The sequence below is a fragment of the Paenibacillus kribbensis genome (genome assembly GCF_001705305.1).
In the GTDB taxonomy this organism is placed as follows: Bacteria; Bacillota; Bacilli; order Paenibacillales; family Paenibacillaceae; genus Paenibacillus; species Paenibacillus kribbensis_B.
The window spans coordinates 331,828-356,093 of the sequence record NZ_MCBP01000001.1; the positions used below are offsets into that span (position 1 = coordinate 331,828).

At 47.5% G+C, this 24,266-nt stretch carries 23 protein-coding genes; 1 reads left to right on the forward strand and 22 read right to left on the reverse strand.

The features are described from left to right. Positions 1–5: 5 nt before the first annotated feature. From BAZ21_RS01490 to BAZ21_RS01570, 17 genes are all read right to left on the reverse strand, one after another. The gene (locus BAZ21_RS01490) at positions 6–1,001 is read right to left on the reverse strand and encodes a MotE family protein (protein ID WP_068496391.1); all 996 of its coding nucleotides are present in this window, start codon (positions 999–1,001) and stop codon (positions 6–8) included. Between the two features lie 47 nt (positions 1,002–1,048). Beyond that, positions 1,049–1,492, reverse strand: a complete 444-nt coding sequence (gene fliJ / locus BAZ21_RS01495) for a flagellar export protein FliJ (RefSeq protein WP_068496394.1) — start codon at positions 1,490–1,492, stop codon at positions 1,049–1,051. 10 nt (positions 1,493–1,502) lie between these two features. Next, complete coding sequence (gene fliI / locus BAZ21_RS01500) at positions 1,503–2,822, reverse strand: flagellar protein export ATPase FliI (protein ID WP_068496396.1); 1,320 nt, start codon at positions 2,820–2,822, stop codon at positions 1,503–1,505. Next, positions 2,809–3,645, reverse strand: a complete 837-nt coding sequence (locus tag BAZ21_RS01505; RefSeq protein WP_068496398.1) for a FliH/SctL family protein — start codon at positions 3,643–3,645, stop codon at positions 2,809–2,811. Before BAZ21_RS01505 ends, fliI begins: the two co-directional genes overlap by 14 nt. Further along, positions 3,638–4,654 carry a flagellar motor switch protein FliG gene (gene fliG / locus BAZ21_RS01510; RefSeq protein WP_007430022.1) on the reverse strand — a complete coding sequence of 339 codons (1,017 nt, stop codon included), beginning with the start codon at positions 4,652–4,654 and terminating at the stop codon, positions 3,638–3,640. Before fliG ends, BAZ21_RS01505 begins: the two co-directional genes overlap by 8 nt. A gap of 11 nt (positions 4,655–4,665) precedes the next feature. Then, positions 4,666–6,249 (reverse strand): flagellar basal-body MS-ring/collar protein FliF, encoded by a 1,584-nt coding sequence (gene fliF, locus BAZ21_RS01515; protein ID WP_068496400.1) that lies wholly within the window; start codon positions 6,247–6,249, stop codon positions 4,666–4,668. Positions 6,250–6,284: 35 nt separating this feature from the next. Further along, entirely contained in the window at positions 6,285–6,599 is a 315-nt protein-coding gene (fliE, locus tag BAZ21_RS01520; protein WP_007430020.1) for a flagellar hook-basal body complex protein FliE, read from the reverse strand. 39 nt (positions 6,600–6,638) lie between these two features. Then, the gene (flgC, locus tag BAZ21_RS01525) at positions 6,639–7,091 is read right to left on the reverse strand and encodes a flagellar basal body rod protein FlgC (protein ID WP_007430019.1); all 453 of its coding nucleotides are present in this window, start codon (positions 7,089–7,091) and stop codon (positions 6,639–6,641) included. A 6-nt stretch (positions 7,092–7,097) separates the two neighbouring features. Continuing rightward, a complete protein-coding gene (flgB, locus tag BAZ21_RS01530; protein ID WP_068496402.1) occupies positions 7,098–7,505 on the reverse strand; it encodes a flagellar basal body rod protein FlgB in 408 nt (135 codons plus the stop codon). A gap of 408 nt (positions 7,506–7,913) precedes the next feature. Next, entirely contained in the window at positions 7,914–9,314 is a 1,401-nt protein-coding gene (gene hslU / locus BAZ21_RS01535) for an ATP-dependent protease ATPase subunit HslU (RefSeq protein WP_068496404.1), read from the reverse strand. A gap of 36 nt (positions 9,315–9,350) precedes the next feature. After that, entirely contained in the window at positions 9,351–9,893 is a 543-nt protein-coding gene (hslV, locus tag BAZ21_RS01540) for an ATP-dependent protease subunit HslV (RefSeq protein ID WP_068496406.1), read from the reverse strand. Between the two features lie 26 nt (positions 9,894–9,919). Beyond that, the gene (trmFO, locus tag BAZ21_RS01545; protein WP_068496408.1) at positions 9,920–11,260 is read right to left on the reverse strand and encodes an FADH(2)-oxidizing methylenetetrahydrofolate--tRNA-(uracil(54)-C(5))-methyltransferase TrmFO; all 1,341 of its coding nucleotides are present in this window, start codon (positions 11,258–11,260) and stop codon (positions 9,920–9,922) included. 27 nt (positions 11,261–11,287) lie between these two features. After that, positions 11,288–13,390 carry a type I DNA topoisomerase gene (gene topA / locus BAZ21_RS01550; RefSeq protein WP_068496410.1) on the reverse strand — a complete coding sequence of 701 codons (2,103 nt, stop codon included), beginning with the start codon at positions 13,388–13,390 and terminating at the stop codon, positions 11,288–11,290. A 365-nt stretch (positions 13,391–13,755) separates the two neighbouring features. Continuing rightward, the gene (dprA, locus tag BAZ21_RS01555; RefSeq protein ID WP_068496412.1) at positions 13,756–14,874 is read right to left on the reverse strand and encodes a DNA-processing protein DprA; all 1,119 of its coding nucleotides are present in this window, start codon (positions 14,872–14,874) and stop codon (positions 13,756–13,758) included. A 228-nt stretch (positions 14,875–15,102) separates the two neighbouring features. Continuing rightward, positions 15,103–16,032, reverse strand: coding sequence for a succinate--CoA ligase subunit alpha (gene sucD, locus BAZ21_RS01560; protein ID WP_007430012.1), 930 nt, complete (start codon positions 16,030–16,032; stop codon positions 15,103–15,105). A gap of 49 nt (positions 16,033–16,081) precedes the next feature. Beyond that, positions 16,082–17,242 (reverse strand): ADP-forming succinate--CoA ligase subunit beta, encoded by a 1,161-nt coding sequence (gene sucC, locus BAZ21_RS01565; protein ID WP_007430011.1) that lies wholly within the window; start codon positions 17,240–17,242, stop codon positions 16,082–16,084. 349 nt (positions 17,243–17,591) lie between these two features. Beyond that, on the reverse strand, positions 17,592–18,062 hold the full coding sequence (locus tag BAZ21_RS01570; RefSeq protein ID WP_068496413.1) for a MarR family winged helix-turn-helix transcriptional regulator: 471 nt from the start codon (positions 18,060–18,062) through the stop codon (positions 17,592–17,594). Between the two features lie 147 nt (positions 18,063–18,209). Between BAZ21_RS01570 and BAZ21_RS01575 the strand changes: the two genes are divergently transcribed. Then, positions 18,210–18,638 (forward strand): organic hydroperoxide resistance protein, encoded by a 429-nt coding sequence (locus BAZ21_RS01575; RefSeq protein WP_068496415.1) that lies wholly within the window; start codon positions 18,210–18,212, stop codon positions 18,636–18,638. A 211-nt stretch (positions 18,639–18,849) separates the two neighbouring features. Here BAZ21_RS01575 and BAZ21_RS01580 read toward each other — a convergent pair whose 3' ends face one another. The 5 genes from BAZ21_RS01580 to BAZ21_RS01600 form a co-directional block, all read right to left on the reverse strand. Further along, positions 18,850–20,544: a YifB family Mg chelatase-like AAA ATPase gene (locus BAZ21_RS01580; protein ID WP_068496418.1), complete on the reverse strand. Its 1,695-nt coding sequence runs from the start codon at positions 20,542–20,544 to the stop codon at positions 18,850–18,852. 115 nt (positions 20,545–20,659) lie between these two features. Then, positions 20,660–21,211: a nitroreductase family protein gene (locus BAZ21_RS01585; protein ID WP_068496420.1), complete on the reverse strand. Its 552-nt coding sequence runs from the start codon at positions 21,209–21,211 to the stop codon at positions 20,660–20,662. Between the two features lie 157 nt (positions 21,212–21,368). Continuing rightward, positions 21,369–21,752: a YraN family protein gene (locus BAZ21_RS01590; RefSeq protein ID WP_068496422.1), complete on the reverse strand. Its 384-nt coding sequence runs from the start codon at positions 21,750–21,752 to the stop codon at positions 21,369–21,371. After that, positions 21,752–22,051 carry an EscU/YscU/HrcU family type III secretion system export apparatus switch protein gene (locus BAZ21_RS01595; RefSeq protein WP_068496424.1) on the reverse strand — a complete coding sequence of 100 codons (300 nt, stop codon included), beginning with the start codon at positions 22,049–22,051 and terminating at the stop codon, positions 21,752–21,754. Before BAZ21_RS01595 ends, BAZ21_RS01590 begins: the two co-directional genes overlap by 1 nt. Continuing rightward, positions 22,048–24,180 carry a DNA ligase gene (locus BAZ21_RS01600; RefSeq protein ID WP_068496426.1) on the reverse strand — a complete coding sequence of 711 codons (2,133 nt, stop codon included), beginning with the start codon at positions 24,178–24,180 and terminating at the stop codon, positions 22,048–22,050. The genes BAZ21_RS01595 and BAZ21_RS01600 overlap by 4 nt, the downstream gene beginning before the upstream one ends. Positions 24,181–24,266: the final 86 nt, after the last annotated feature.

The following is a 24,266-nucleotide window of genomic DNA, read 5'->3' on the forward strand; positions in this document are numbered from 1 at the left end:
GTACATTACTTGCTGCCCATCAGCTTGTTCAAAATTTTTGCGGTCTGGCCCGCATCCTTGGCAGACATATTTTGCAGTAAAGAAGCACGTGTTGAATCATCTACTGTATTTAATATGTTTAACGCCTTGTCCGGACTGATTTTATAAGTTTGTAAAATAAGTTCAGCACCGCTTTTCTTGTCCATGGAAGCAAATGTGCTGCTGATTTGAGTGTTTTGCAAGCTTTTACCCGTCGTCCCAGTTGTGCTGCCTTGATCCTTTTTCAGACGGGACTGCAACGCTGCTACTGACAAATCCGTGGATGGTGTAACATTTTTCAGAGCCATGGTAATATCGGCAGCCTTTTTGGCATCCATCTTTTGCAGGATTTTCGCACTGTTTGCAGGGTCCATGTAGCTTAACAGTTGTACAGTTTCTTCCGTAGTCAGGTTTTCCATAATGGGTGCAGCCTTGCTTGCTGTCATTCCTTCATACATGGAAGCGAGATCCTTCGTCTGCTTTACAAATGGATCTTCATTCGCTGTTCCGCTAGCAGTAGTACCTGCGGCTTGCGTGCCTGTCTGTCCCTGCTGACCGGTCTGTGATTGTTGTGTCTGCTGCGTTTGCAGCGTATTGACTTGATTCTGCAGTTCTGTAACCTTTTTATCCTGGGCCGTTTTGGCAGCGGAAGCCTTTTTAAGCTCCTCCGTCTGTTTGGCCAAATCTGTCTTTAACTGCTGTATGGTTGCTTCAGAACTTTCAGACTGGGCCTTCTGATCCGCCTCTTTCGTCTGAGCAGCCTTATCTTTCGATTCAGGAAGCCAATTTTTTACGATTGGAATCTTGTTCCCCAATGAAATCATTTCGCTTCTGAAATCCATATTGAACAGTGTAAGCAGGACCCCGACCAGAACGATTGTGAAAACAATCGGAATCAGGAAAAACATAAAGCGTTCAAATCCCCCGCCTGATTCTTTTTCTAAATCCATATCCAGTTCATTATCTGCTAACTTCCGTGCCATCGTCTTCCTCCTCAGGCAGCTGATATGCTTATCCTATGACTTTCCGCTTACCGGGCTTTCATGGCAAATCGCACGGAAGCCATTTCATCCAGCTCGTTCTGCTCGCGCAGGAGCATTTCCTGTTGGAATTTCACGTTGGCCTTCTCTCTCGCTTTCAGCCAAACCTGTTCATCCAGCATTTTATCGGTCAAAACGGTTTGTTTGCTTTGCACATTTTGCTGCGCATATTGAACGTCTATATGCTTGCGTGTAATACATTGGTCCAGATGATTAACATAAGCTTGTAATTCCTGAATAGTAGAGAGTGGCGCGCAATCCTCGGCAGCCTTTTGAATGGCTGATATGACCCGATTCCTTTCGCCTACAAGCTGTAACAATGTCTGCTCTTCAGCCTGCAATTGTCCAACAGCACTGGAAAGCATCCATTCGGCCTGTGACTTTTCGTTCGTTTTCAAGTCTACAACTTTCTGAAAGGAATACTGAAATCTCATCGTTCAACCTTCATCTCCTCGTAAATTCAGAAATCAAACGTTCCCGTACCTCATCCAGCTCAGTCTTTTCATCTGTTCTTTGTCTTGTAAAATCCCATATATCCCGTATGCGCTCCATGGATTCGTCAATTTCTGCATTTGAACCCTGCTGATAGGCCCCAATGTTAATCAGGTCCTCCGAATTTTTGTAAATGGCCATCAAACGCTTAATGTTCTCGGCAGCTTCGATCTGATCACGCGGTGAAATGTCCTTCATGACCCGACTTATGCTCGCTAACACATCAATTGCAGGAAAATGCCCTTTGTGAGCAATCCCCCGGTTCAATACAATATGTCCATCCAAAATTCCGCGCACCGCATCCGCGATGGGCTCGTTCATGTCGTCACCATCGACCAGCACTGTATAAAAGGCGGTTATGGAGCCGGTAGGCCCCGTTCCTGCACGCTCCAACAGCTTCGGTAAGCTGGCAAACACGGAAGGGGTGTAACCTCTCATTGCTGGCGGCTCCCCTATGGCCAGTCCTACTTCACGCTGAGCCATAGCATACCGGGTAACGGAGTCCATCATCAGCATGACGTTCAACCCGCGATCCCGAAAATACTCTGCGATCGTCGTCGCAATGAGTGCACCCTTAATGCGAATCAATGCAGGCTGGTCGGAAGTAGCCACAATAACTACAGAACGTTCGAGCCCCTCCGGGCCCAAGTCCCGTTCGATAAAGTCCAGTACCTCGCGTCCACGTTCTCCGATCAACGCAATTACGTTGACATCGGCCTCCGTATTACGTGCAATCATTCCCATCAGGGTACTCTTGCCTACACCAGATCCTGCAAAAATACCAACCCTTTGTCCTTTACCAATGGTTAGCAATCCATCGATAGCCCGCACTCCGATACTGATCGGTTCCTGCACACGTGGGCGATTCAGCGGATTGGAAGGAATATTGAAGGTCGAATATCTCGCCATTCTCGAGGGAATCAACGAACCATCCAGCGGCTGACCCAGACCGTCCAGCACTTTGCCTAACAGCTCTGATCCTACCTGCACGTTAAGTGGTTTACCGGTTCCTACGACATCACAACCGGGACCAATGGATTGCAATTCTCCCAGCGGCATCAGAAGCACCTTGTTGTCTCTAAAGCCCACAACCTCCGCTTGCAGTGGCTTGGCCGTCTTGCCCGGATAAATGTAACAAACATCCCCAATGCTGGCATCCGGACCTTCCGATTCCACCATCAAACCGATAACCTGTGTAACCTTACCGTTTACCCGAACCGGGTCCAGCTGTCGCAAATGATCCATGTAGCGCTGTGCATTAAGCCCCTTCATGTCTTCGCTCCTCATTCTCATGTGCCAGACGCAGCAGTTCTTTTTTGATCTCCGCTAATTGCGTATCAACCCGTGCATCCACGCTTCCAAAGGAAGAACGGATGACACAACCGCGATCTTTCACGGTACCATCAGGAATAATTTGCAGTTCTGCCTGTGAATCAACAGTTAGTGACAGTTCTTCGCGCGCGCTTTGCACAAATGCGAAATGCTGAGGCGACACACACAACGTGATAGTTCCTTTTTCCCGCTTGCGAGCCAAATTTTTGCGAATGAGCTCAATCGTATATTCCGGCTCAAGACTAAGCTGCTTTTCAATGACTTTCTCAGCAATAGCACTGCTCAATTCGACCAAAAACGGCTCAGCTTCCTGAATCAACTGCTCTTTAATTTCATAAGCCTGACGCAGAATTTCCTGTGCTTCTTCCATCATTTGCTCCGATTTTGTCTGGAGCTCTGCCTCAGCCAGCTTCTGACCTTCTTCATAGCCTTGCTGGAACCCGTCGGCTTTTAACGATTGGGTTAATTGATCGTCATTCTCACGTCGTTCCTGCCACCAGTCTTCAATCTGCTGTTGTGCTTCCTGAAGTATCCGTTCCGCTTCTTCAGCCGCCTCACGAACCTGCCGTTCGGCAAAATCTTTGGCATCATTCAGCATTTCATCCCGGAGCCGTTCAGCCTCATAATCTCTCTGGGGCTCCGGCTCCATATATTCAGTTGTGATTTCTTCGTCCGTTGTTTCTGGCGCATACGCATGTGCCACGTCAATCGTTTTCAAAGCCTCTACAGGCACATATTGGAAAGATTTGATCAAGTTAGACAATGATGTCATCTCCTCCGCCGCGTGCGATTATAATCTCACCGGCCTCTTCCAATCTGCGGATCGTGGATACGATACGTGTCTGTGCTTCTTCCACATCACGCAGCCGCACCGGTCCCATGTACTCCATTTCCTCTTTGAAGGTCTCTGCCATACGTTTCGACATATTTCGGAAAATCACATCGCGTACTTCTTCACTGGATACTTTAAGCGCCAACTGCAAATCCGAGTTGTCGATATCGCGAATAATGCGTTGAATGGAACGATTGTCGATATTGACAATATCCTCGAATACGAACATTCTCTTCTTGATTTCCTCAGCCAGTTCAGGGTCCTGAATTTCAAGCGAGTCGAGAATTGTACGCTCCGTTCCGCGGTCTACGCCATTCAAAATCTGAACAATGGACTCGATACCGCCTGCATTCGTGTAATCCTGTGTTACGGTTGCTGACAGCTTTTGTTCCAGCACACGTTCCACTTGTGAAATAACTTCCGGAGATGTGCTATCCATGACAGCAACACGCCGGGCCACATCTGCCTGCTTCTCCTGTGGCAGGGACGACAGAATGACCGCCGCCTGCTCGAATTGCAAGTACGAAAGCACGAGAGCAATCGTCTGTGGATTCTCATTTTGTATAAAATTCAAAATCTGGTTTGGATCAGCCTTGCGGGCAAAATCGAATGGTCTTACCTGTAGCGTTGCCGTCAGACGGTTAATGACTTCGACCGCTTTTTGTGATCCAAGCGCTTTTTCCAATATTTCTTTCGCGTAATTGATACCGCCTTGGGAAATGTACTCCTGAGCCAGACAAATTTGATGAAACTCGGCCATAATGGAGTCTTTTTCAATGGCATCGACCTTCCGCACATTGGCAATTTCCAATGTAAGTTGCTCGATCTCATCATCACGCAAATGTTTGAATATTTGAGCAGATACTTCTGGTCCCATTGTGATCAGAAGAATAGCCGCTTTCTGTCTTCCCGTTAAACCTTGACTGCTTGCCTTTGCCAATGAACTCACCTCTATTCGTCAGCCAGCCATGTACGAAGCAGATTGACGAATTCGTCGGGTTTCTTTTTCGCCAGACTTTCAAGCTGTTTACGCACTTGACTTTCATTTGTCACACTTTCCATGGTAATAGACGGGAACTCCGTAGGCGTTGGCATGAGTTCCAAATCTTCCTCTAGATCTTCTTCCTGTTTACGACGACGACGTACGATCAGGAAGATTGCACCCGCCAACAATGCCAGGACTGCAGCTCCGATGCCCCAAACCCACGGATTGGAAGCCGAGAAGAATGTGTTGGTGTTCGCTGGCGCCGGGACAGTTTGAGAGAAAACTGAAACCTTTTTGGCCAAATCAGCGTCTGTAAAGGTAGTACCGGAATTCGCCAACGAAGCTCTTACAATATTAACCAAAATATTTTGAATTGCAGTCTGAGTTGCAGTATCCAACGTTTGTTGTCCTGTTGGTGGTTCAACCGCCACATTAATGGTTAAATCTTTTACAACGTACGGACTTTGGATAATATCTCTCGCAATTCGGTTAACTTCGTAGTTAATTGTACTTGAGCTCTTATCTGAGCTGGTGTTGCCGGAATTGGCTCCTCCAGGGTAACCTGGTACATCCTGTGTTCCTGTTCCTGCAACTCCTCCGGTTTGTCCACTGCTGCCCGTATAGCTTTCCTGAATTTGTTGAGCACTGATTTCAATGCCCTTCATTTTCGCCTGGTCAACAGGTGTGACCATTTGTTCCTTAGATGTTACTTTGTCAAAATTCAACTGGGACATGACCAGTACATTTACCTTGTCGTCCCCAACAATTTTCGACAAAAATTGTTGAACATTATTCCTTACATCGCTCTCAAACTTCTTCTGTAGAGCCATGTTTTCCTGAACACCACTAGTGAGTCCTCCTTGGCCGCCCTTGGCTGTTGGAATCAACTCATATTCCTTATTAGTGATTGTAATGTTCTCCACTGGCAAATTCGGCACAGCCGTTTTCACCAGATTAAAGTACCCATCAATGGCTTGTTGATTTGGCGTGAAGCCAGGTTCAAATTCCATTTGTATTGAAGCAGAAGCTTTGTCCTTCTCTTCAAGTCCGGCAAAAATGTTTTCCTTCGGCATATTAATGACAGCTTTGGCACTTTGGACACCATCCATCCGTTCCAATAGCTGCTGTATTTCGCCATTCAATGCGTTATTATACTTCACATTGAACTCGTTCTCCGTCATACCAATTGCCGAGGAAGACTGGTCAAAAGCACTCATGCCGATCGAGCCCTTTTGAATCAGGCCTTGAGACCCAACGTCTACCTTTGCCTTATCCGCATTTGCAGTTGGGACTGAGATTTGCGTCCCACCGGCGTTGAGCTGATATGGTATACCCGCTGAATCGAGATATTTAATGACTCCGGCAGCATCGTTTGCATTCAAGTCCCGGAAAGCCACCTCATACTCGGTTTTGGTAAACTGCATCGTTAGCACTACAATTGCAATAATAATGAATGCTAATGTCGAAACAAGCAGTATCTTCTGTTTTTTGCTGAAATTATTCCAATACCCGGTAATTTTATCCCGATATTGGGCGATTCTCTCGTTCACTCCGTCACCCCATCCGAAACTTTGCTAGACCCTCTTTACATCTGTGTACGCATGATCTCCTGATAGGCTTCGATCGCTTTGTTTCGGACCTGTGTAGTAAGCTGCAGGGAAAGCAGTGCTTGCTGAGAAGTGATCATGACTTGATCCACATCAACTTTGCCTGCCATGAATTGGTCGGACATCTGGTGTGTAGCGGCTTCCTGCTGCCCTACTTCATTGAGAGCATCCTTCAGGAAAGAACCAAAATCCTTTAAGGATTCGGAAGGCGTCGCTTTCGTCAACTCATTGTTAGGCGATTGAATCTGCTGTATTACCGGTGTCTGTACATTAAACATGGCGTTTTGAATCATGCTTTACTCTCCCTATTCAATAGTTAGTAGTCCTGGAACTTAGCGACCGATTTCAAGTGCTTTGGAAACCATCGCTTTTGATGCATTCAGAGCTGTTACATTGGCTTCGTACGAGCGTGTTGCAGAAATCATGTCAACCATTTCTTTCATAATGTCTACATTAGGCATATATACATAGCCATCTTTATCAGCGTCCGGGTGACCCGGATTATACACAGGCTTCAAAGGTGACTGATCTTCCTGAATTTGCGCAACCTTGACACCAGCGGCACCTGTGCCATTTCCTTCCATTTGAGCCTTCAAAACATCGGCAAAGCCAGATTGGTTCGGCTCCAAAACAACCGTTTTTCTCCGATATGGAATTGCTTGTCCATTCTCCACTTTGGCCCGAGTTGTCTCTGCGTTCGCGATGTTACTTGATATAACATCCATCCGCAACCGTTGGGCCGTAAGTGCAGATGCGCTAATATCAAAGCCGTTGTTAATCTTCACCTAATCCTATCTCCCTTCTACCGCTGTTCTCATCATTTTGATACGTTCAGTAATTTCTTGGATGTAGGTATTATATCTTAGTTGATTTTCAGCCATAAGACTCATTTCTCTGTCGACATCTACGTTGTTCATATTATTGTTCATGACTGAGTACCCATCTTTGGTGACCATGGCGTCCGGAATAGAGTTCACAGGTCCTATTTGAAAATGTCTTGCGTTGGTAACTTTTCCACGCAGTGGTGTTACATCACCGTCCATTTGCTGCTGAAGCAGTTCTTCAAATGAAACCTCCGAACGCTTAAAATACGGGGTATCCACATTGGAAATGTTGTTGGCTATCACACGTTGTCTCGTATTTGCCGCCTGAACACCTGCCTGAAGCTTTTGAAAGCTAATATCACCCAGCAGATTCATTTAGCTCCTCCCTTCCAGCGTCTACTCCAAAGTAAGATTCAATAAAACAAGATTTTTCACTTTTTTTCGACAATTTAATTTCATAATTATACATTTCTCTTAGGTCTTAAGTAGAAAATAATTGCTTTCTGTCATATATTCTAAGTTTCGTAGAGTTGGGACCTAATTACAATAAGAAAAAAGCCCTATCTTTTTTAAAAAAGAGGGCTTTAGATGCATAAAATGTTAAATTTTTCAGGTTTTTTTCGAGAAAACGAGCTTTTTTTTAGCACTTTACACCTGTAAAAGATTACACGTCCTACTTTTGGAATAGACAGAAAAATCATCAACTTAACTTTTATCTAGGTCTATATAACGGTGCAAGATAGTGTTATTCTGGAACACACACCCTATTTTTAGAAACCCTACTCATAAAATATACTGACTAAGGTCCCTGTTTTGGGCAATATCACCCAACTTCTCACGAACATATTCGGGAGTAATGATCATACGATCCAATGTAAGCTCGGGAGCTTCAAAGGATAAATCCTCCAGCAGCTTTTCTAGGATGGTATGCAAACGACGTGCGCCGATATTTTCCGTGTTTCGATTTACGGACTCGGCAATGCTGGCAATCTCACGGATCGCATCCGCTGAAAATTCAACTTCGATCTCTTCGGTGCGGAGCAGATCCGTATACTGCTTGGTCAGCGCATTTTTAGGCTCCGTCAATATCGACACAAACTCATCCAGGGTCAAGCTGCTCAGCTCGACACGGATGGGAAAACGGCCTTGGAGTTCAGGGATAAGGTCAGACGGCTTGGCGACATGAAAGGCCCCAGCAGCAATAAACAGAATATAATCCGTTCTTACCGGACCGTATTTGGTCATAATGGTAGAGCCCTCGACAATGGGCAAAATGTCACGCTGGACGCCCTCTCTCGAAACATCGGGACCATTCCCCTTGCCCTGGCTGGCAATCTTATCTATTTCATCGATGAAAATAATACCGGACTGTTCAGCACGTTTCACAGACTCCTGAATCACATCATCCATGTCGATCAGTTTGGCGGCCTCATCCTGAATCAGAACCTTGCGGGCCTCCTTCACGGATAACTTGCGCTTTTTAGTCCGCTTGGGCAGAAAACTTCCGAACATCTCCTGCATATTCATACCCATTTGTTCATTTCCTTGCCCGGTAAACATATCGAGCATATTGGGTGCGGTATCCTCCACATCAATCTCTATGACATCATCCTCAAGCTTACCGGACAGCAGATCAAATTTGACCTTACGTCTTTTCTCCGCCAAGGAAGCGTCCTGTTGTGGTGGTTCTTCTTCTACCGAAGCTCCCGGGTTGTTACCGAACAGCATTTCAAAGGGATTACGCTGCGATTTGTTGGACTTCTCCGCAGGTACAAGGATGCTGACAATTCGTTCATTAGCCATGTCCTCCGCTTTGTCCTTCACATTCTCTGTTCGCTCGGCCTTCACGATGCGTATGGAGGTTTCCATCAGATCACGCACCATGGATTCCACATCGCGACCAACGTAGCCCACTTCTGTGAATTTGGTCGCTTCAATCTTGACAAAAGGAGCCCCCACGAGCCGTGCAAGTCTACGCGCAATTTCCGTTTTACCCACACCTGTCGGCCCGATCATCAAAATATTTTTAGGCACAATCTCATCCCGGACATCATCCGGCAGCTTACTGCGACGATAACGGTTGCGCAAAGCAACAGCAACAGACTTTTTAGCCTGCTTTTGTCCGACAATATACTTATCCAGCTCGGATACAATTTGTCTGGGCGTCAACGATTGATTCTTCATTTTGCATTCCTCCACCCTTGAATACTCAGAGCCGATTTACAGTTCTTCCACGATAATCTGATTGTTTGTATACACGCATATTTCCGAAGCGACCTCTAAAGCTTCCCGTGCCATATCCTTTGCATCCATATCAGTTCCATGACGTTTGAATGCTCGAGCAGCCGCCAATGCAAAATTGCCACCTGAGCCAATCGCAAGTACATCATCGTCTGGCTCTATAATTTCCCCGCCTCCGGAAATGAGTAGCATGCCGGAGGTATCCATCACAATCATTAGCGCCTCCAGCTTGCGCAGAATACGATCCTGTCGCCAGTCCTTGGCCAGTTCCACGGCAGCCCGTTGCAGATTGCCGTGATGTTCCTCCAGCTTGCTTTCAAACTTTTCAAATAATGTGATGGCATCGGCCACCGAACCCGCAAATCCCGCAACGACTTGCCCACGATACAATCTACGTACTTTTTTAGCCGTCTGCTTCATAACAACACTGTTGCCGAACGTTACCTGTCCATCACCCGCGATAGCTCCTTTGCCATTGTGGCGTACAGCGCAGATAGTGGTAGCATGAAAGGATATATCCATAACGCGCTCCTCCTTTTCCTTCATCCTTATGCCTGTACTTCAGCTGACATAACTCCCGTTTCATCAATGTAACGGCGTAAGCTTTCCAGCGCGCGATTCGCGAGCGCTTCGTTCTTTTCCTTCTTATTGCGGATTCGCGTCTCCAGCTTTGGCAGCAGACCGAAGTTTGCATTCATCGGCTGAAAATGCTTGAAATCAGCGGTCGTAATATACCGCGCCATACTGCCTAGTGTCGTTTCCGCAGGGAATACAAACATTTCCTGTCCCTTCGCCGCACGCGCCGCATTCATTCCCGCAAGCAAACCTGAAGCTGCTGATTCCACATACCCCTCTACGCCGGTCATTTGCCCGGCAAAGAACAAATTGCTTCTCCCCTTGAATTGATAGGTTGGTTGAAGCTGCTGAGGAGAATTAATAAAGGTATTACGATGCATCACACCATAACGTACAAACTCTGCCTTTTCGAGACCCGGTATCATAGAAAATACGCGCTTTTGCTCCCCCCATTTGAGGTGAGTCTGGAAACCAACCAGATTATACAGCGTGCCCGCAGCGTTATCCTGGCGAAGCTGAACAACTGCATACGGCAGTTCGCCTGTATGTGGATTCACTAGGCCAACTGGCTTCATGGGTCCAAACAATGCAGTCTGTTTCCCACGCTGCATCATCACTTCGATAGGCATACAGCCCTCGAAATAGATTTCTTTTTCAAATTCCTTAACTTGTGCCACCTCGGCCGTAATCAAGGACTCATAAAAAGCGTCAAATTCCGCTTCATTCATCGGACAATTCAAGTAAGCCGCTTCTCCCTTATCATAACGGGAGGCCAGGTAAACCTTGCTCATGTCAATGGAGTCCTTTTCGACAATCGGGGCTGCAGCGTCGTAAAAGTAAAAATACTCCTCTCCCATCAGCGATTTAATCTGTTCTGACAAAGCCGGAGAAGTTAAAGGCCCCGTTGCAATGACCACAATGCCATCCTGTGGAATTTCCTGAAGCTCTTCATTCACGACCTCAATCAGCGGATGCTGATGAAGTGTATCTGTAATATGGCCGGAAAATCCGTCTCGATCCACTGCCAACGCACCACCTGCTGGAACAGCATGACGGTCCGCTGCGCTCAAAATCAAGGAATTCAGCATTCTCATTTCTTCCTTTAGCACGCCTACCGCATTCGTTAGACCGTTTGCTCGCAAGGAATTACTGCACACCAGTTCAGCAAATTTATCTGTATGATGTGCCGGTGTTTTTACTACCGGCCTCATTTCATATAACTTGACAGGTACTCCACGGCTTGCAATTTGCCAGGCAGCTTCGCTGCCCGCCAAACCTGCTCCGATGACCGTTACCTTTTGCATTTCACTCACGTTTAAATCCCCCTGCTATTGTTGTTCTTAAGAAGTCTCTACACCCTCATCGCTCTCTTCCAGCATTTCGCTGTGATCACAGACGGTACAGTTGAGCTTCGTTCCCTGTTTCGTTCGTTTTTCAACCATTAGACCGCTACAGCTTGGACAAGGCTTAATGGACGGTTTATCCCAGGATACAAAATCGCATTCCGGGTAGCGGTCACAACCGTAGAAGACGCGTCCTTTTTTACTCCGTCGTTCGACGACATGGCCCTCACCGCATGTAGGACAAGCGATCCCGATATCCTTGACAATTGGCTTTGTATTGCGGCAATCCGGGAAGGCAGAGCAGGCCAGAAATTTACCGAAGCGGCCTAGCTTATACACCATTGGGCTGCCACATTTATCACAGATGACATCAGACACTTCATCCTTGATCTCAATTTCCTTCATTTCTTCCTCTGCCACTTCCAGACGCTTCTCAAATGACTCATAAAAGTCACTCAAAACCTTAACCCAATTTCCTTCTCCCTCTTCTACGTGGTCAAGATCATCCTCCATATTGGCTGTAAACTCCACATTCAGAATCTCAGGAAAGAACTCCTCCATCTGTTCAATGACCAATTCTCCCAGCTCTGTAGGAAAGAACTTCTTTTCCTCAATGGCGACGTAACCGCGCTTCTGAATGGTTTCCAGGGTCGGTGCATACGTACTCGGGCGTCCTATACCCAATTCTTCCAGCGTTTTGACCAGTCGTGCTTCCGTATAACGAGGAGGAGGTTGTGTAAAATGCTGCTTTGGTTCAACCGATTCCTTTTTCAGCTTATCGCCCGGCTGAAGTGGCGGTAGCAGCTTATCTTCTTCGGTTTTACCGTCGTCATTCCCCTCCACATATACTTTCATGAAGCCTGGAAAACGAACCTTAGAACCGGCTGCCCGGAAAGTCGTCTCACCTGCTTCAATATCAACGGACAGGGTATCCATAATAGCGGAAGCCATCTGGCTCGCCATAAAACGTTCCCATACCAGTTTGTACAACCGGAACTGATCCCGGCTCATAAACGGCTTAACGGTTTCCGGATCACGCAAGGCAGAGGTTGGACGAATCGCTTCATGCGCATCCTGAGCGTTGGCCGATTTTTTTGAATACTGACGAGGACTTTCAGGTACAAAATCTTCGCCATATTTTTGAATGATGATTTCCTTTGCTTCCTCTTGAGCCGAAGCGGCGATCCGTGTGGAATCCGTACGCATATACGTAATCAGACCCACGGTCCCTTCCTTACCTAAATCCACGCCCTCATATAACTGCTGAGCTACAGACATCGTTTTGGATGCACGGAAGTTGAGCTTCCGAGCTGCCTCTTGCTGTAATGAACTTGTTGTAAATGGTGGAGAAGGATTGCGAAGACGCTCTTTCTCCTTCACATCTTGTACCTTGTAAGACGATTTGCCGATCGCCTTCAATACTTCCTGCACGTCCGCTTCGCTGGAAAGCTCTTTCTTTTCGCCGCGCAGCTTGTGGAATTTCGCTTCAAAGGTGCTATCCTTAATAGCTAGCTTAGCTGTAATCGTCCAGTATTCTTCCGGTACAAACTCACTGATCTCGGTCTCCCGATCCAAAATAATTTTCACCGCAACAGACTGCACACGACCTGCGGACAGACCTTTTTTTACCTTTTTCCACAGAAGCGGACTGATTTTGTAGCCAACAAGCCGATCAAGTATGCGTCTGGCCTGTTGGGCATTGACCAGATCCATATTGATTTTACGTGGTGTTTTAAAAGCATCCTTAACAGCCTGCTTCGTAATTTCATTAAATACAACACGGCAATCTGCTGTATCATCCAGTTCCAACGCATGTGCCAGATGCCAAGCGATAGCCTCGCCTTCGCGATCCGGGTCAGCCGCCAGATATACTTTTTTTACTTTTTTCCGGGCATCCTTTAATTCTTTTAGAATTGAGCCTTTACCTCGAATGGTAATGTATTTGGGATTAAAATCATTTTCGACCTCTACGCCGATCTGACTCTTCGGTAAATCCCTGATATGACCCATGGAAGCCTTGACGATATATTTGCTGCCTAAGTATTTGCCGATCGTCTTCGCCTTGGAAGGCGATTCCACGATGACGAGTGAATCCGCCATAGGCTCTTCCTCCTCTCGATTGCATACATGAATATGATAGTCTTCCTGAAATGTGGTGAGTTATGACACGTTAGAGAGCTTCACAGATGGATCATTCTTCCGATCGCTGTTACCCCCGGATTTTTTCATTAAATAAAACAAAATAGGTTAAAATCCGGATGTAAAGGCGAACGCTGCGCTTCTCCAGAAAGATTCCATCTGCTCCGCTGCTGCGAGTCATAAAGTCAACACAATTCAGGAAGTGGGGAGGGAATAGGAATCCGCGGTGCGGATAAATGCCCTACTTCCCTTCACCTGATGTTTAAAATTGAATTTGTGCGATTACTAACTAAGGACTTTGCCTAAGGACTTTGCAAAAACAACTACTAAATAAGCTTGTATTTTGTGCCCGCCAGCTGGGCGATCCTTTTTTTTATGATTAACGATAACAGAACTGCGTGTAAAAGTCCAAAATCCCATGCAGTGGCTTCAAGCAGTTCATCCAGAGTCATGGTGCCCTGCTCCAGTAACAGCACAACACGATGCTCCTCAGAAGTTTCATTTTCTGGCGCTTTCGAGATCTCCCTTACATCGTGACCCTGCTCTCTATTGTATGAAGAAACATCCCTTGTACGCAAATCAGTTGCATACTCTTCAATAATATCCGAAGCTTCAGTGACCGTTTTGGCCCCTTGCTTAATCAGACTGAGCGTACCTCTACTCTTCGGTGACGTAATCGGTCCGGGAACAGCATACACATCTCGATTTGCCTCCATTGCAGCATCAGCTGTAATGAGAGAGCCACTCCTTGCATCTGCTTCGACGACAAGCGTTCCCTTCGTCAAGCCGGCAATAATCCGGTTACGCTGCGGAAACATTCCCGGATGAGACCTCGTGCCTGGTGGGTACTCCGATACGATCAAGCCTCTGCTTGCCATCTCTGCAAATAAAGACGCATTTTGAGGCGGATAAATTTGATCAATCGCTGTTCCGAGCACACCAATTGTGTTTCCTCCCTGGCGCAGAGCTGTTTCATGGCAAATACTGTCGATCCCTCTTGCCAATCCACTAACCACCGTAATCCCAGCACGACACAATCCCTCCGTTAGTATCTCCGCTGCTCTGCGTCCATACGCAGTGGGGACGCGGGTTCCTACCATGGCTACAGCGCATGTATGCAAAAGTGATTTATCCCCTTTTGTATACATTACCCAAGGAGGATCAACTGTTTCCTTCATTAATAGGGGATAATCCTCGTCTACATAAGTTATCGTTCCAATATCACCGGATTGAGCTCGCTGATATCGTTCATGGACCCATTCTTCGTTGTAACACTGTGCCGCTAGGCGAGCCTGAGCAGAACTTAATCCGATCTCCATCCATTTCTGCTCACTAAAATGCAGCAGCTCGTACAGTCGATAATCACTCGACCAAATACGCTGAATGGTCTTCCTTCCGATTCCCTCTAATTCATGTAAACCTAACAAAAGCCATCTTTCTTCCAAACTGCGCTTCCCCCATTCACGGGAAGAGTAAACCCTCCCTTATTTTGTGGCACATTGCATTATTTTGCAAGCGTTTCCCTGACAAGCCTGTCTCAACGCAAAAAAAGCAACCTTTTCATCCCCTGGTTACAGAAGATAAAAAGGTTGCTTACCTTTCTTTCATTATACACTAGAAGGCAGCAAATTTCGATTTAATTTACAGCCTGCATATTAATGAAGAAACACGACTTAATGTGTCGTACACAAATTCAGAATCCCGCGTTCCTCCAGCACACTAACCAGCGTCGATCCCATTTCGGAAGGAGTCGGTGCTACCTTGATCCCGCAGGCTTCAAGCGTAGCAATTTTCTCCTTAGCTGTCCCTTTTCCACCGGAAATAATGGCGCCTGCGTGCCCCATTCGTTTGCCTGCAGGTGCAGTTACACCGCCGATAAAACCAACCACCGGCTTGGTCATATGATCCCGAATCCACTCGGCAGCTTCCTCCTCGGCTGTACCACCGATTTCCCCGATCATAATAACAGCGTGAGTTTTTGGGTCCTCATTAAAGCGCCGCAAAATATCAATGAATTCCGAGCCTTTAACAGGATCACCGCCAATACCGACCGCAGAAGATTGTCCTATCCCCCGGGTTGTCAGCTGATGCACTGCCTCATAGGTCAACGTACCACTACGTGACACAACACCTACATGGCCTGGCAGATGAATGTAACCAGGCATGATACCGATTTTACACTCACCCGGTGTAATAACACCCGGACAGTTCGGACCGATCAGAACAGTCTTTTTACCTTCCATAAAACGTTTGACCTTGATCATATCCAGCACCGGAATACCCTCGGTAATACAAATTACGAGGTCTAACTCCGCATCCACGGCTTCCAAAATGGAATCCGCTGCAAAAGCCGGCGGCACGTAAATCACGCTTGCAGTTGCACCAGTAGCTTCCTTTGCTTCACTCACCGTGTTAAACACTGGCAGCTTAACCTGTTGTCCGTTCTCCAGCGTAATTTCCACCTCGGTGCCGCCTTTGCCCGGAGAGGTGCCTCCTACCATCTGTGTGCCATAGTCAAGCGCACCCTTGGCGTGAAACAACGCCGTTTTTCCCGTAATCCCCTGTGTAATCACCTTTGTATGCTTATCGACCAAAATACTCACGATCTTCACATCCCCTATCGTTTATTCGGCATATCGGAATGCAAACAGGCTATTGAACAAGTTCAACGATTTTTTGGGCACCATCCGCCATGGAATCGGCAGCCACGATATTTAACCCGGATTCCGCTAAAATCTGTTTGCCCAACTCGACATTCGTCCCTTCGAGACGGACAACAAGCGGACGAGTCAGCCCCAACTGCTTGGCAGCCTCCACAACGCCGTTCGCAATGATGTCACACTGCATAATTCCGCCGAAAATGTTCACGAAAATACCTTTTACCTTCGGATCGGCCAAAATGATTTTAAACGCTTCGGTCACCTTTTCCGTCGTCGCACCGCCCCCTACGTCCAGGAAGTTGGCCGGATCGCCACCGTAATATTTGATAATATCCATTGTTGCCATCGCCAAGCCTGCACCATTGACCATACAGCCAATATTTCCGTCGAGGGCAATATAGCTCAGATCGTATTTGGATGCCTCAATTTCCTTCTCGTCCTCTTCATCCAAATCACGCAATTCCAAAATATCTTTGTGGCGGAACAACGCATTAGAATCAAAATTCAGTTTCGCATCCAGCGCCAGTACATTTCCATCACCTGTAACGACTAGGGGATTAATTTCTGCAATCGAACAGTCCTTGTCCACAAAAGCCTCGTACAACGCCAGCATAAATTTGACCGCTTTGTTTACCTGCTCATTAGGAATGTTAATGTCATAAGCCAGCTTGCGAGCCTGATACACCTGAAGCCCAATCGCCGGATCAACGACCGCTTTAAAAATCTTCTCTGGAGTGGCCGCAGCTACCTCTTCGATTTCCGTACCGCCTTCTTCCGAGGCCATGATCACGATACGTCCGGTTGCACGATCTACAACAACGCCGACATAATATTCTTTACGAATATCGCAGCCTTCCTCTATCAAAAGTCGTTTGACTTCTTTACCTTCAGGTCCGGTCTGATGCGTCACCAGCACCTTTCCCAAAATTTCAGAGGCATAAGTTCTCACCTCTTCCAAGCCTTTGGCTACCTTCACGCCACCCGCTTTACCGCGTCCACCAGCATGAATTTGTGCTTTTACCACCGTAACAGCGCTTCCAAGCGATTCTGCCGCAGCAACGGCTTCCTCCACCGTATAGGCAACCTTACCGTTCGGTACAGCCACTCCGTACTGCTTTAATACTTCTTTACCCTGATATTCATGGATATTCATTCTGGAATCCTCCTATCAACATGACTGCAACAAGGGCGGTTCACAAGGAAATCTATACTAAACCTACATCATTGTAACATGTTTTTAAAACGCTTTCCTTATAATTTAACCTCATGAATTACAGTATTTTGATATCATTATCATTCCCAAAATCGAATGCTTGGATATTAATGGGTATTTATTTTTGACACATTTTAATACAACGGTACGCAAAAAAGCACCTCTCAAAATGGAGTTACAATCCACGGGACTGACCCCACCAAAAGAGGCACTTTATTTCATCAGGCATTCTTTTTTTCAGCTAAGAACGACTTAGGCAATCAGATTGTAACGTAACTGAAAGTGCCTATTATGATTTTTCAATCTTCACATTCGCTTGATGGACACGATCCAGCAGATCATTGAACTGCAGCAGAAGCGAACCAAATTGATCGTGGGTCATACTCGTTTTTTCCTGAATACATCCTGGTACAGATAGAGCTTTTTCTCGCAATGCACTTCCCTCTGTCGTCAGAGAAATCAGCACTTTGCGCTCATCCTGAGTCGAACGCTTGCGATCAATCAATCCGGCATTTTGCAATCTCTTTAATAGCGGAGTCAGTGTACCGGAATCCAAGTACAACGCTTCACCCAATTCCTTCACTGTACATTCTTCACGCTCCCAGAGCACGATTAGCACCAGGTATTGTGAATACGTCACACCAAGCTTTTCCAGATAAGGCTGGTACAGCTTCGTAATCTCTCTCGAACACGCATATATGGCAAAACATAACTGGTTATCAAGTTTTAATGCTGCACCTTCGTTATGACTATGGTCCATGTTGTCAGATCACCTACTTTCGTCACTATTTTAGCACATTATATAGCAAAATACATGCTAATTGCACAAAATACTTTACAAGCAATAATTATTTTGTTAAATTAAATTGTGTAAAATATAAATTGAACGAGAGGCAGTGATTGAATTATGATGACCATTCAACAAAAAATGTATGAAACAACAGTAAAAGCGGTTGGTGGACGTAACGGTTATATCGAGTCTTCCTCCCCTGAGCTTCGTTTAAATATTGATACGCCAAAAGAAATGGGTGGCGCAGGTGGTGCAGGAACGAATCCTGAGCAATTGTTCGCTGCAGGATATTCCGCCTGCTTTGACAGTGCTTTAAATATGGTTGCCCGTATGCAACGTGTTAAGCACGAAGGTACTGAAGTAACAGCCACCGTCCAATTAGGTAAAGTGGAAGACGGCGGCTTCGGAATTGGAGTAAATCTGGACGTACTGGTAAAAGGTGTAGATCATGAGACAGCAGTAAAACTGGTGGAAGGTGCACATGAGCAATGTCCATACTCCCGCGCTACCCGCGGAAATATTGAAGTGAAGCTGAACGTCCTGTAAAACTAGTGTACCTTCCAACAACTAACATGGTAGATGATGCATAATCGTATATACGAAAGTGATATACTCATAGTATAATCACATTGTCATAATCTTTTTTTCTTCTCCAGAACTTTGCGTCTGGAGCTTTTTTTTGCCCTTATTTTTCCCCAATCTGACCTGCAGAGTGTTTATATAAAAAAATAATCGCAATAGCCGCTTTTATTTCATATTAGCCCTCGAGAAGATTGGCGCTAGATCTGTCCATATTGCGATATTGAATAGCTTCAGCAACATGCGAAGCCTTGATTTTTTCTGACTCATTTAAGTCTGCAATCGTGCGAGACAGTTTGAGAATTCGATCATATGCGCGCATGCTTAAACCAAGTGTATCCATCGTCTGATTGAGCAACTCAGCCGCGCTTTGTTCCAATACCGCATATTTACGCAGCATCTGCCCGGACAACTCACTATTCCATGAAAAGGGAAGCTTGCCGTATCTATGGATTTGTATCGCTTGTGCAGCCAGCACCTGCCTTCGCATTTCAGCCGACGACAGTGATTCTTTTTCCTCCCGCCAATCCTTTGGCTGCGATACTTCAAGCTGGAGATCAATCCGATCCAGCAGCGGACCGGAAATACGCGAACGGTAGCGGGCTACCGCCGCAGGTGAACAGGTACAGCGCTGATGTTCCATGTCACTTCCGAAAAAGCCACAGTGACATGGATTTAAGGAGGCAGCAAGTAAAAAATGCGCCGGAAATTTAAAAACAGCACGTGAACGGCTGATTGTAACATTGCGGTCCTCCAACGGCTGACGCAGCACCTCCAGCACATGGCGGCTAAACTCAGGCAGCTCATCCAGAAATAAAATTCCCCGGTGGGCAAGGCTGATTTCTCCCGGCTTGGGTATACCTCCCCCTCCTACCAACCCAGCAGCAGAAATCGTATGATGAGGAGAACGGAATGGTCGAATGTTCATCAGATGGGGGGATGACTCCTTCCATTTCCCGGCGGCACTGTATATTTTGGTAACTTCTAGTGCCTCCTTTTCGGTCAAGGGTGGCAGGATGGAAGGCAACCTGCGGATAAGCATCGTTTTTCCGGCACCTGGTGGTCCCATAAGAAGGATATTATGCATTCCAGCCGCGGCAATAACCAACGCACGTTTGGCATGTAGCTGGCCAAGCACATCGCTATAATCCTCCATACTGCTGATAATCTCTTTTTCCTCACGCAGCGGTACATGCTCTGCCTGAGTTAAATGGTCATAGGAATGAATTATGACCTGTTGTCTAGCTGTATTAGAGACAGAATCTATCATCTGATTTGCGACTTCGTTCATGGACTGATCGTAAGCTGGAAGAGGTACAGGATTAGAACTTAGATCGGTCGGTTGCCCCCCACCAGTGTATTGTGCATGATCTTTAACCGGAATGAGATCTGTCAGATGACGAATAGCGTAAATACGTATATTCGTGATCAGACGGGCCTCCCTTGCATTTTCCTCAGGAAGCAGCACCGAATGGAACCCTTCTCGCTTTGCCAGATCCACCATGGACAGCACCCCGTTCACTGGACGAATGCTACCATCCAGCGCCAGCTCGCCAATAAATAACGTCCGTTCCCCCACTGGTAAAATAACCTGTCCACTGGTTGTCAGCAATCCCAGAGCGATAGCAAGGTCAAAAGATGAGCCCTCCTTACGCAAATCAGCAGGGGCTAAATTAATCGTTACACGCTGGGAAGGATATTTGAAGCCACAGTTCTTGATTGCTGCTCGCACGCGCTCCACGGCTTCCCGAATCGCTGAATCAGGCAATCCGATAATTGCAGTCTGAGGCAGGCCATTGGACAAATCCGTCTCCACCTCAATCAGGACACCATCTATTCCATACAGACAAGCTCCGTGTAATTTTCCATACATAACAAAAAAGCACCTCTCCTCATACTGAAATGTCTCCCAACAGGGATCATTGCATATATGAAAAAAGGTGCTTCCAAATTTTCATAAGCCTTAATTAAGATTATCTGACCACAGATTATTTGTCAAACAAGGTCAGCTTATCAGCTGCCGATGTACGTGGCCTTGGTTCAGGAATGACCTCAGGATAGCCTGCATATATCATCCCAATTACCTTTTCACCCGGTTGAATTCCCAGGGGTTCACGGAATTTAGGCGAGTACAAAAACGGTTTTGTCACCCAAAACGTTCCGATTCCCTTACTCCATGCAGCAAGCATAAAGTTTTGCACAAGAGCGCTGACTGCTGCAAAATCCTCATCCCAAACCGCCTGACGCGGATCTTCTTCCAGTACAACTAAAAGCTGAATGGGGTTGTGCAAAATACTGCTCTCAAACTTGTTATCCTTGCCCACATCAGCTGCGATGGCTTTTGCAAGCTTTTTCCGTCCTTCACCAGCAAACAACAAAAAACGCCACGGTTCACGCATTTTATGATTAGGGGCCCATACAGCGACGTCCAGCAGTTCTTTGATCGTGTCCACCGGAATGACATCAGCTTTGAATTTTTTAATTGTGCGGCGTTCCTGAATTACATCTATGACATGTTCACTAAAGGTTTGCTTTGTCACGTATATCCTCCTTCATAGTTACAGCTTTCAGATGTCCATTATATGATGAAAATGATAACCATTATCAATAAAATATACCTTTAGCTTTCCTTCCTGTCAACCTGTACATATAGAAATTCAGTTCACTTGCTTCCCTTCCAAAAGGTTCTGGCTCTTTTTAAAACGCATCGATGAAATGGTCTGTAACAACAGCCGCTTCATCGGTTAATCGTACAGCGAGCATATCAAAACGGATTGGAGCATCTCCAATCCCGTTCATATGCAAATATACGGAGGCTGTTTGGCGAACCTGGGCTATTTTACGCGCGGTGACCGATTCTGCTGGCGTTCCATACTTGGAGCTGCTTCGACTACGCACTTCAATAAACACGAATGTGTCCTCCTGCTTGGCAATCAAATCCAGTTCACCGCTGCGGCAACGCCAATTACGCGCTATGATTTGATAACCCAGATCCTCCAAAAATAAAGCCGCCGCCTGTTCGCCCATCGTCCCTTTAGCTTTCCGTCGATCCTTGCCTCCGGTCCTCATTTCATTTCCCATCACCTGTCATCCATCGGAGCAAGCCTATCCATTTGATAAATATAGGTAAGCACCTCTGCTACCAAATGATAGAGCTCCGCAGGAATTTGCTCGTCCAAATCCAGCTTGGACAATACCTCAACCAGCGCGGCATCCTCCTGTACAGGAACACCATGCTCTTTGGCCTTTTCTAAAATGCTATCCGCAACGCGGCCGCTCCCCTTGGCAACGACAATCGGGGCTTCGTTCTCACCGGGCGTATATTTGAGGGCGACTGCCTTCTTCCTGGAAGGAGAGGGAGCTTCCAACGGCTCTTTCATATTTTAAGATCGACTCCTTTATACGGCTGAGGTACATAGCTTTGTACCTCGGAAGAAACGGTGCTGTCCGGTTCAGTCCTAATCGGCATAGACTCGGTACGAAGCGATAGAAGCTGGTATCCTAATGACTCCAGCGCCGTATTTAGGGATTCACGTCCGCTGGTTAATAGCGAAGCGGCCCACTCCTGATCATTATGGAGCTTGAGACTCACAATCCGGTCTACGACTTGTACATCCACTAACGTCGGCCCAAGCCCCTTCATGTCCAAATCAAACCAAAGACGACAATTGGATGAATCCAGCTCCCCCCGTTTGCCGCGACGAGACTGAATCTGGATCGTAGCTGTTTCACGACCGTCCGGTCCGACAAACGGAATAAACATGTGTACTTGTGCAAAAGGAGCCGTCCGATCGGTATTTAGCAGCAACTGCTGACCCGTCAGGTGCTGTACGACCTGCTGGGCCGCCTCTTTCAAAGCGGGCGGCAGGTCATCGCTGCTCATCAGCTGGAGCAGCGCCCCTTTTACGGTGTCTGCATCTGCTGACACCGTGCCGCCTGCCGCAGCTGCTAACCCCGGCAGCGGCTGCGGCGCTCCCTCCGGCGGCTTCGAAGCTGCCGCCGCCCCTTGCGCGGGATGCGCAGCCGCGCGGTGTACCTGCTGCTCGTGCTCTGCACCGAGCAGCTTTAGCACGCGGCCCACCCACGCATCCTCCGTGGGGGTGAGCTGCGTGCTGGACGCTACAGACGCCGCTGGCTGCGAAGCAGCGGTGTCTGTAGCCCGCGGAGCGCTCGCGGCCAGCTGCGACGCTTCCGCCGCGGGCTGCTCCGGCGCAGCCGTGCCCAGCGCGGGAGGCACGGCTGCGCGCAGCTCTTGCAGCAGCGTGCGCAGCCGCTGGAGCGGTGCCTCCGGCGCAGCCGCGTTGCCCGCCGCGAATTGCGGCACAGGGCCACCAGCTAGCTGTGCAGCTGCGCGTTCAGCTGTAGCAGCAGTTGCCGCTGGCCTCGCACCGGCAGGCTCTGTCGTTGCCGCCGCTGAAGCGCCATCAGCATCCTTAAGCTGCGTGCTTGCCGTGGCAGCTTGCTGCGACTGCTCCACTTTGGCACGGGAGCCGCTTAATGCGTCAGCGCCCGATTCAGGCGCATTTGCGCCAGCGTTCGAAGCGACTGTCGCTCCACGCCCCTTAGCTGCCTCGGCATCTTCTGGAGCAGTCCCTGGCGCCCCAGTTGCAGCCCTGGTCGGAGCATCCGGCTCTGTAGCCAAAGCATTCGCTTCATTCCCCGCAGCAGCAACAAGGTTGGCTGCTTGAGTCCCTTTCAGCATTTCCTTGCCTCCTGCTGCTTGTCCAGCCTCTGTCTGCTTTGCAGCAGCAGAGGCATCCTTGGACAATACAGGCGCCTGGTCTTCCGGTGCATCTACTGCCCCTGTGGTGGAAGCACCTGCTGAGGCTGGGTTAGGTGATACTCGGTCAGCTTCCTTAACGGCTGTTGCTTCTCCCATTGTCTGAGCTGTAGAAGCTGCTCCTTGTCCTAGCTGCTTTAATACCGTTTCGAGCTCCTGCTCCAGCGATGAGAGCAGATCATTTAAAAGAGGACCAAACATCGCTTGCCGCAAGCCGTTAATGCTTTCAGCCGTCAATGGAAGTCCCCGCTGAAAAGCAACGGCCGCCGCCTGTACAAACGTTCCTATTTCTACATTGCCAGATTGCTTTGCCAAGGCATTTTGCAAAGAAGAGGCATTTTCCGATGTCAACGGCACACCATTTTTTTGCATGGCCTGGATAAGCGCTCTGTTCTGAGCTGTATCCGGCAGTCCCACCGATTCCAATACATCTGCGAGAGCTACGGTTTGCTGAGGTGCATTAGCTGCATCGTTCAAAGGCTTAAGTACCGTCATACCACTGGGCGAAGCCGGTTGTACCTGAAATGTTGTAGTCTGTCCAGGCTGAAGAGGGGTTTCCAGCTTTGCCCTGACTTGAGAGCCTTGTATTTGTAGCACAGCCTCACCGCCGTCCTCAGACACCTTTAATACGACGCCCCTTACGACTTGGCCTGGCTGCATATCGAGCTTTTTGACCTCTCCCGCCTTCACATCACCAAGTAATCCACGAAATACTGATCCGATGTTCATATCGCCCCTCCTCTCCTTCATCCCTCTATCAAAAGGGCCTATTTTATTGGGTATACATTATATCGGCATAGTCCCGTTTCATAATA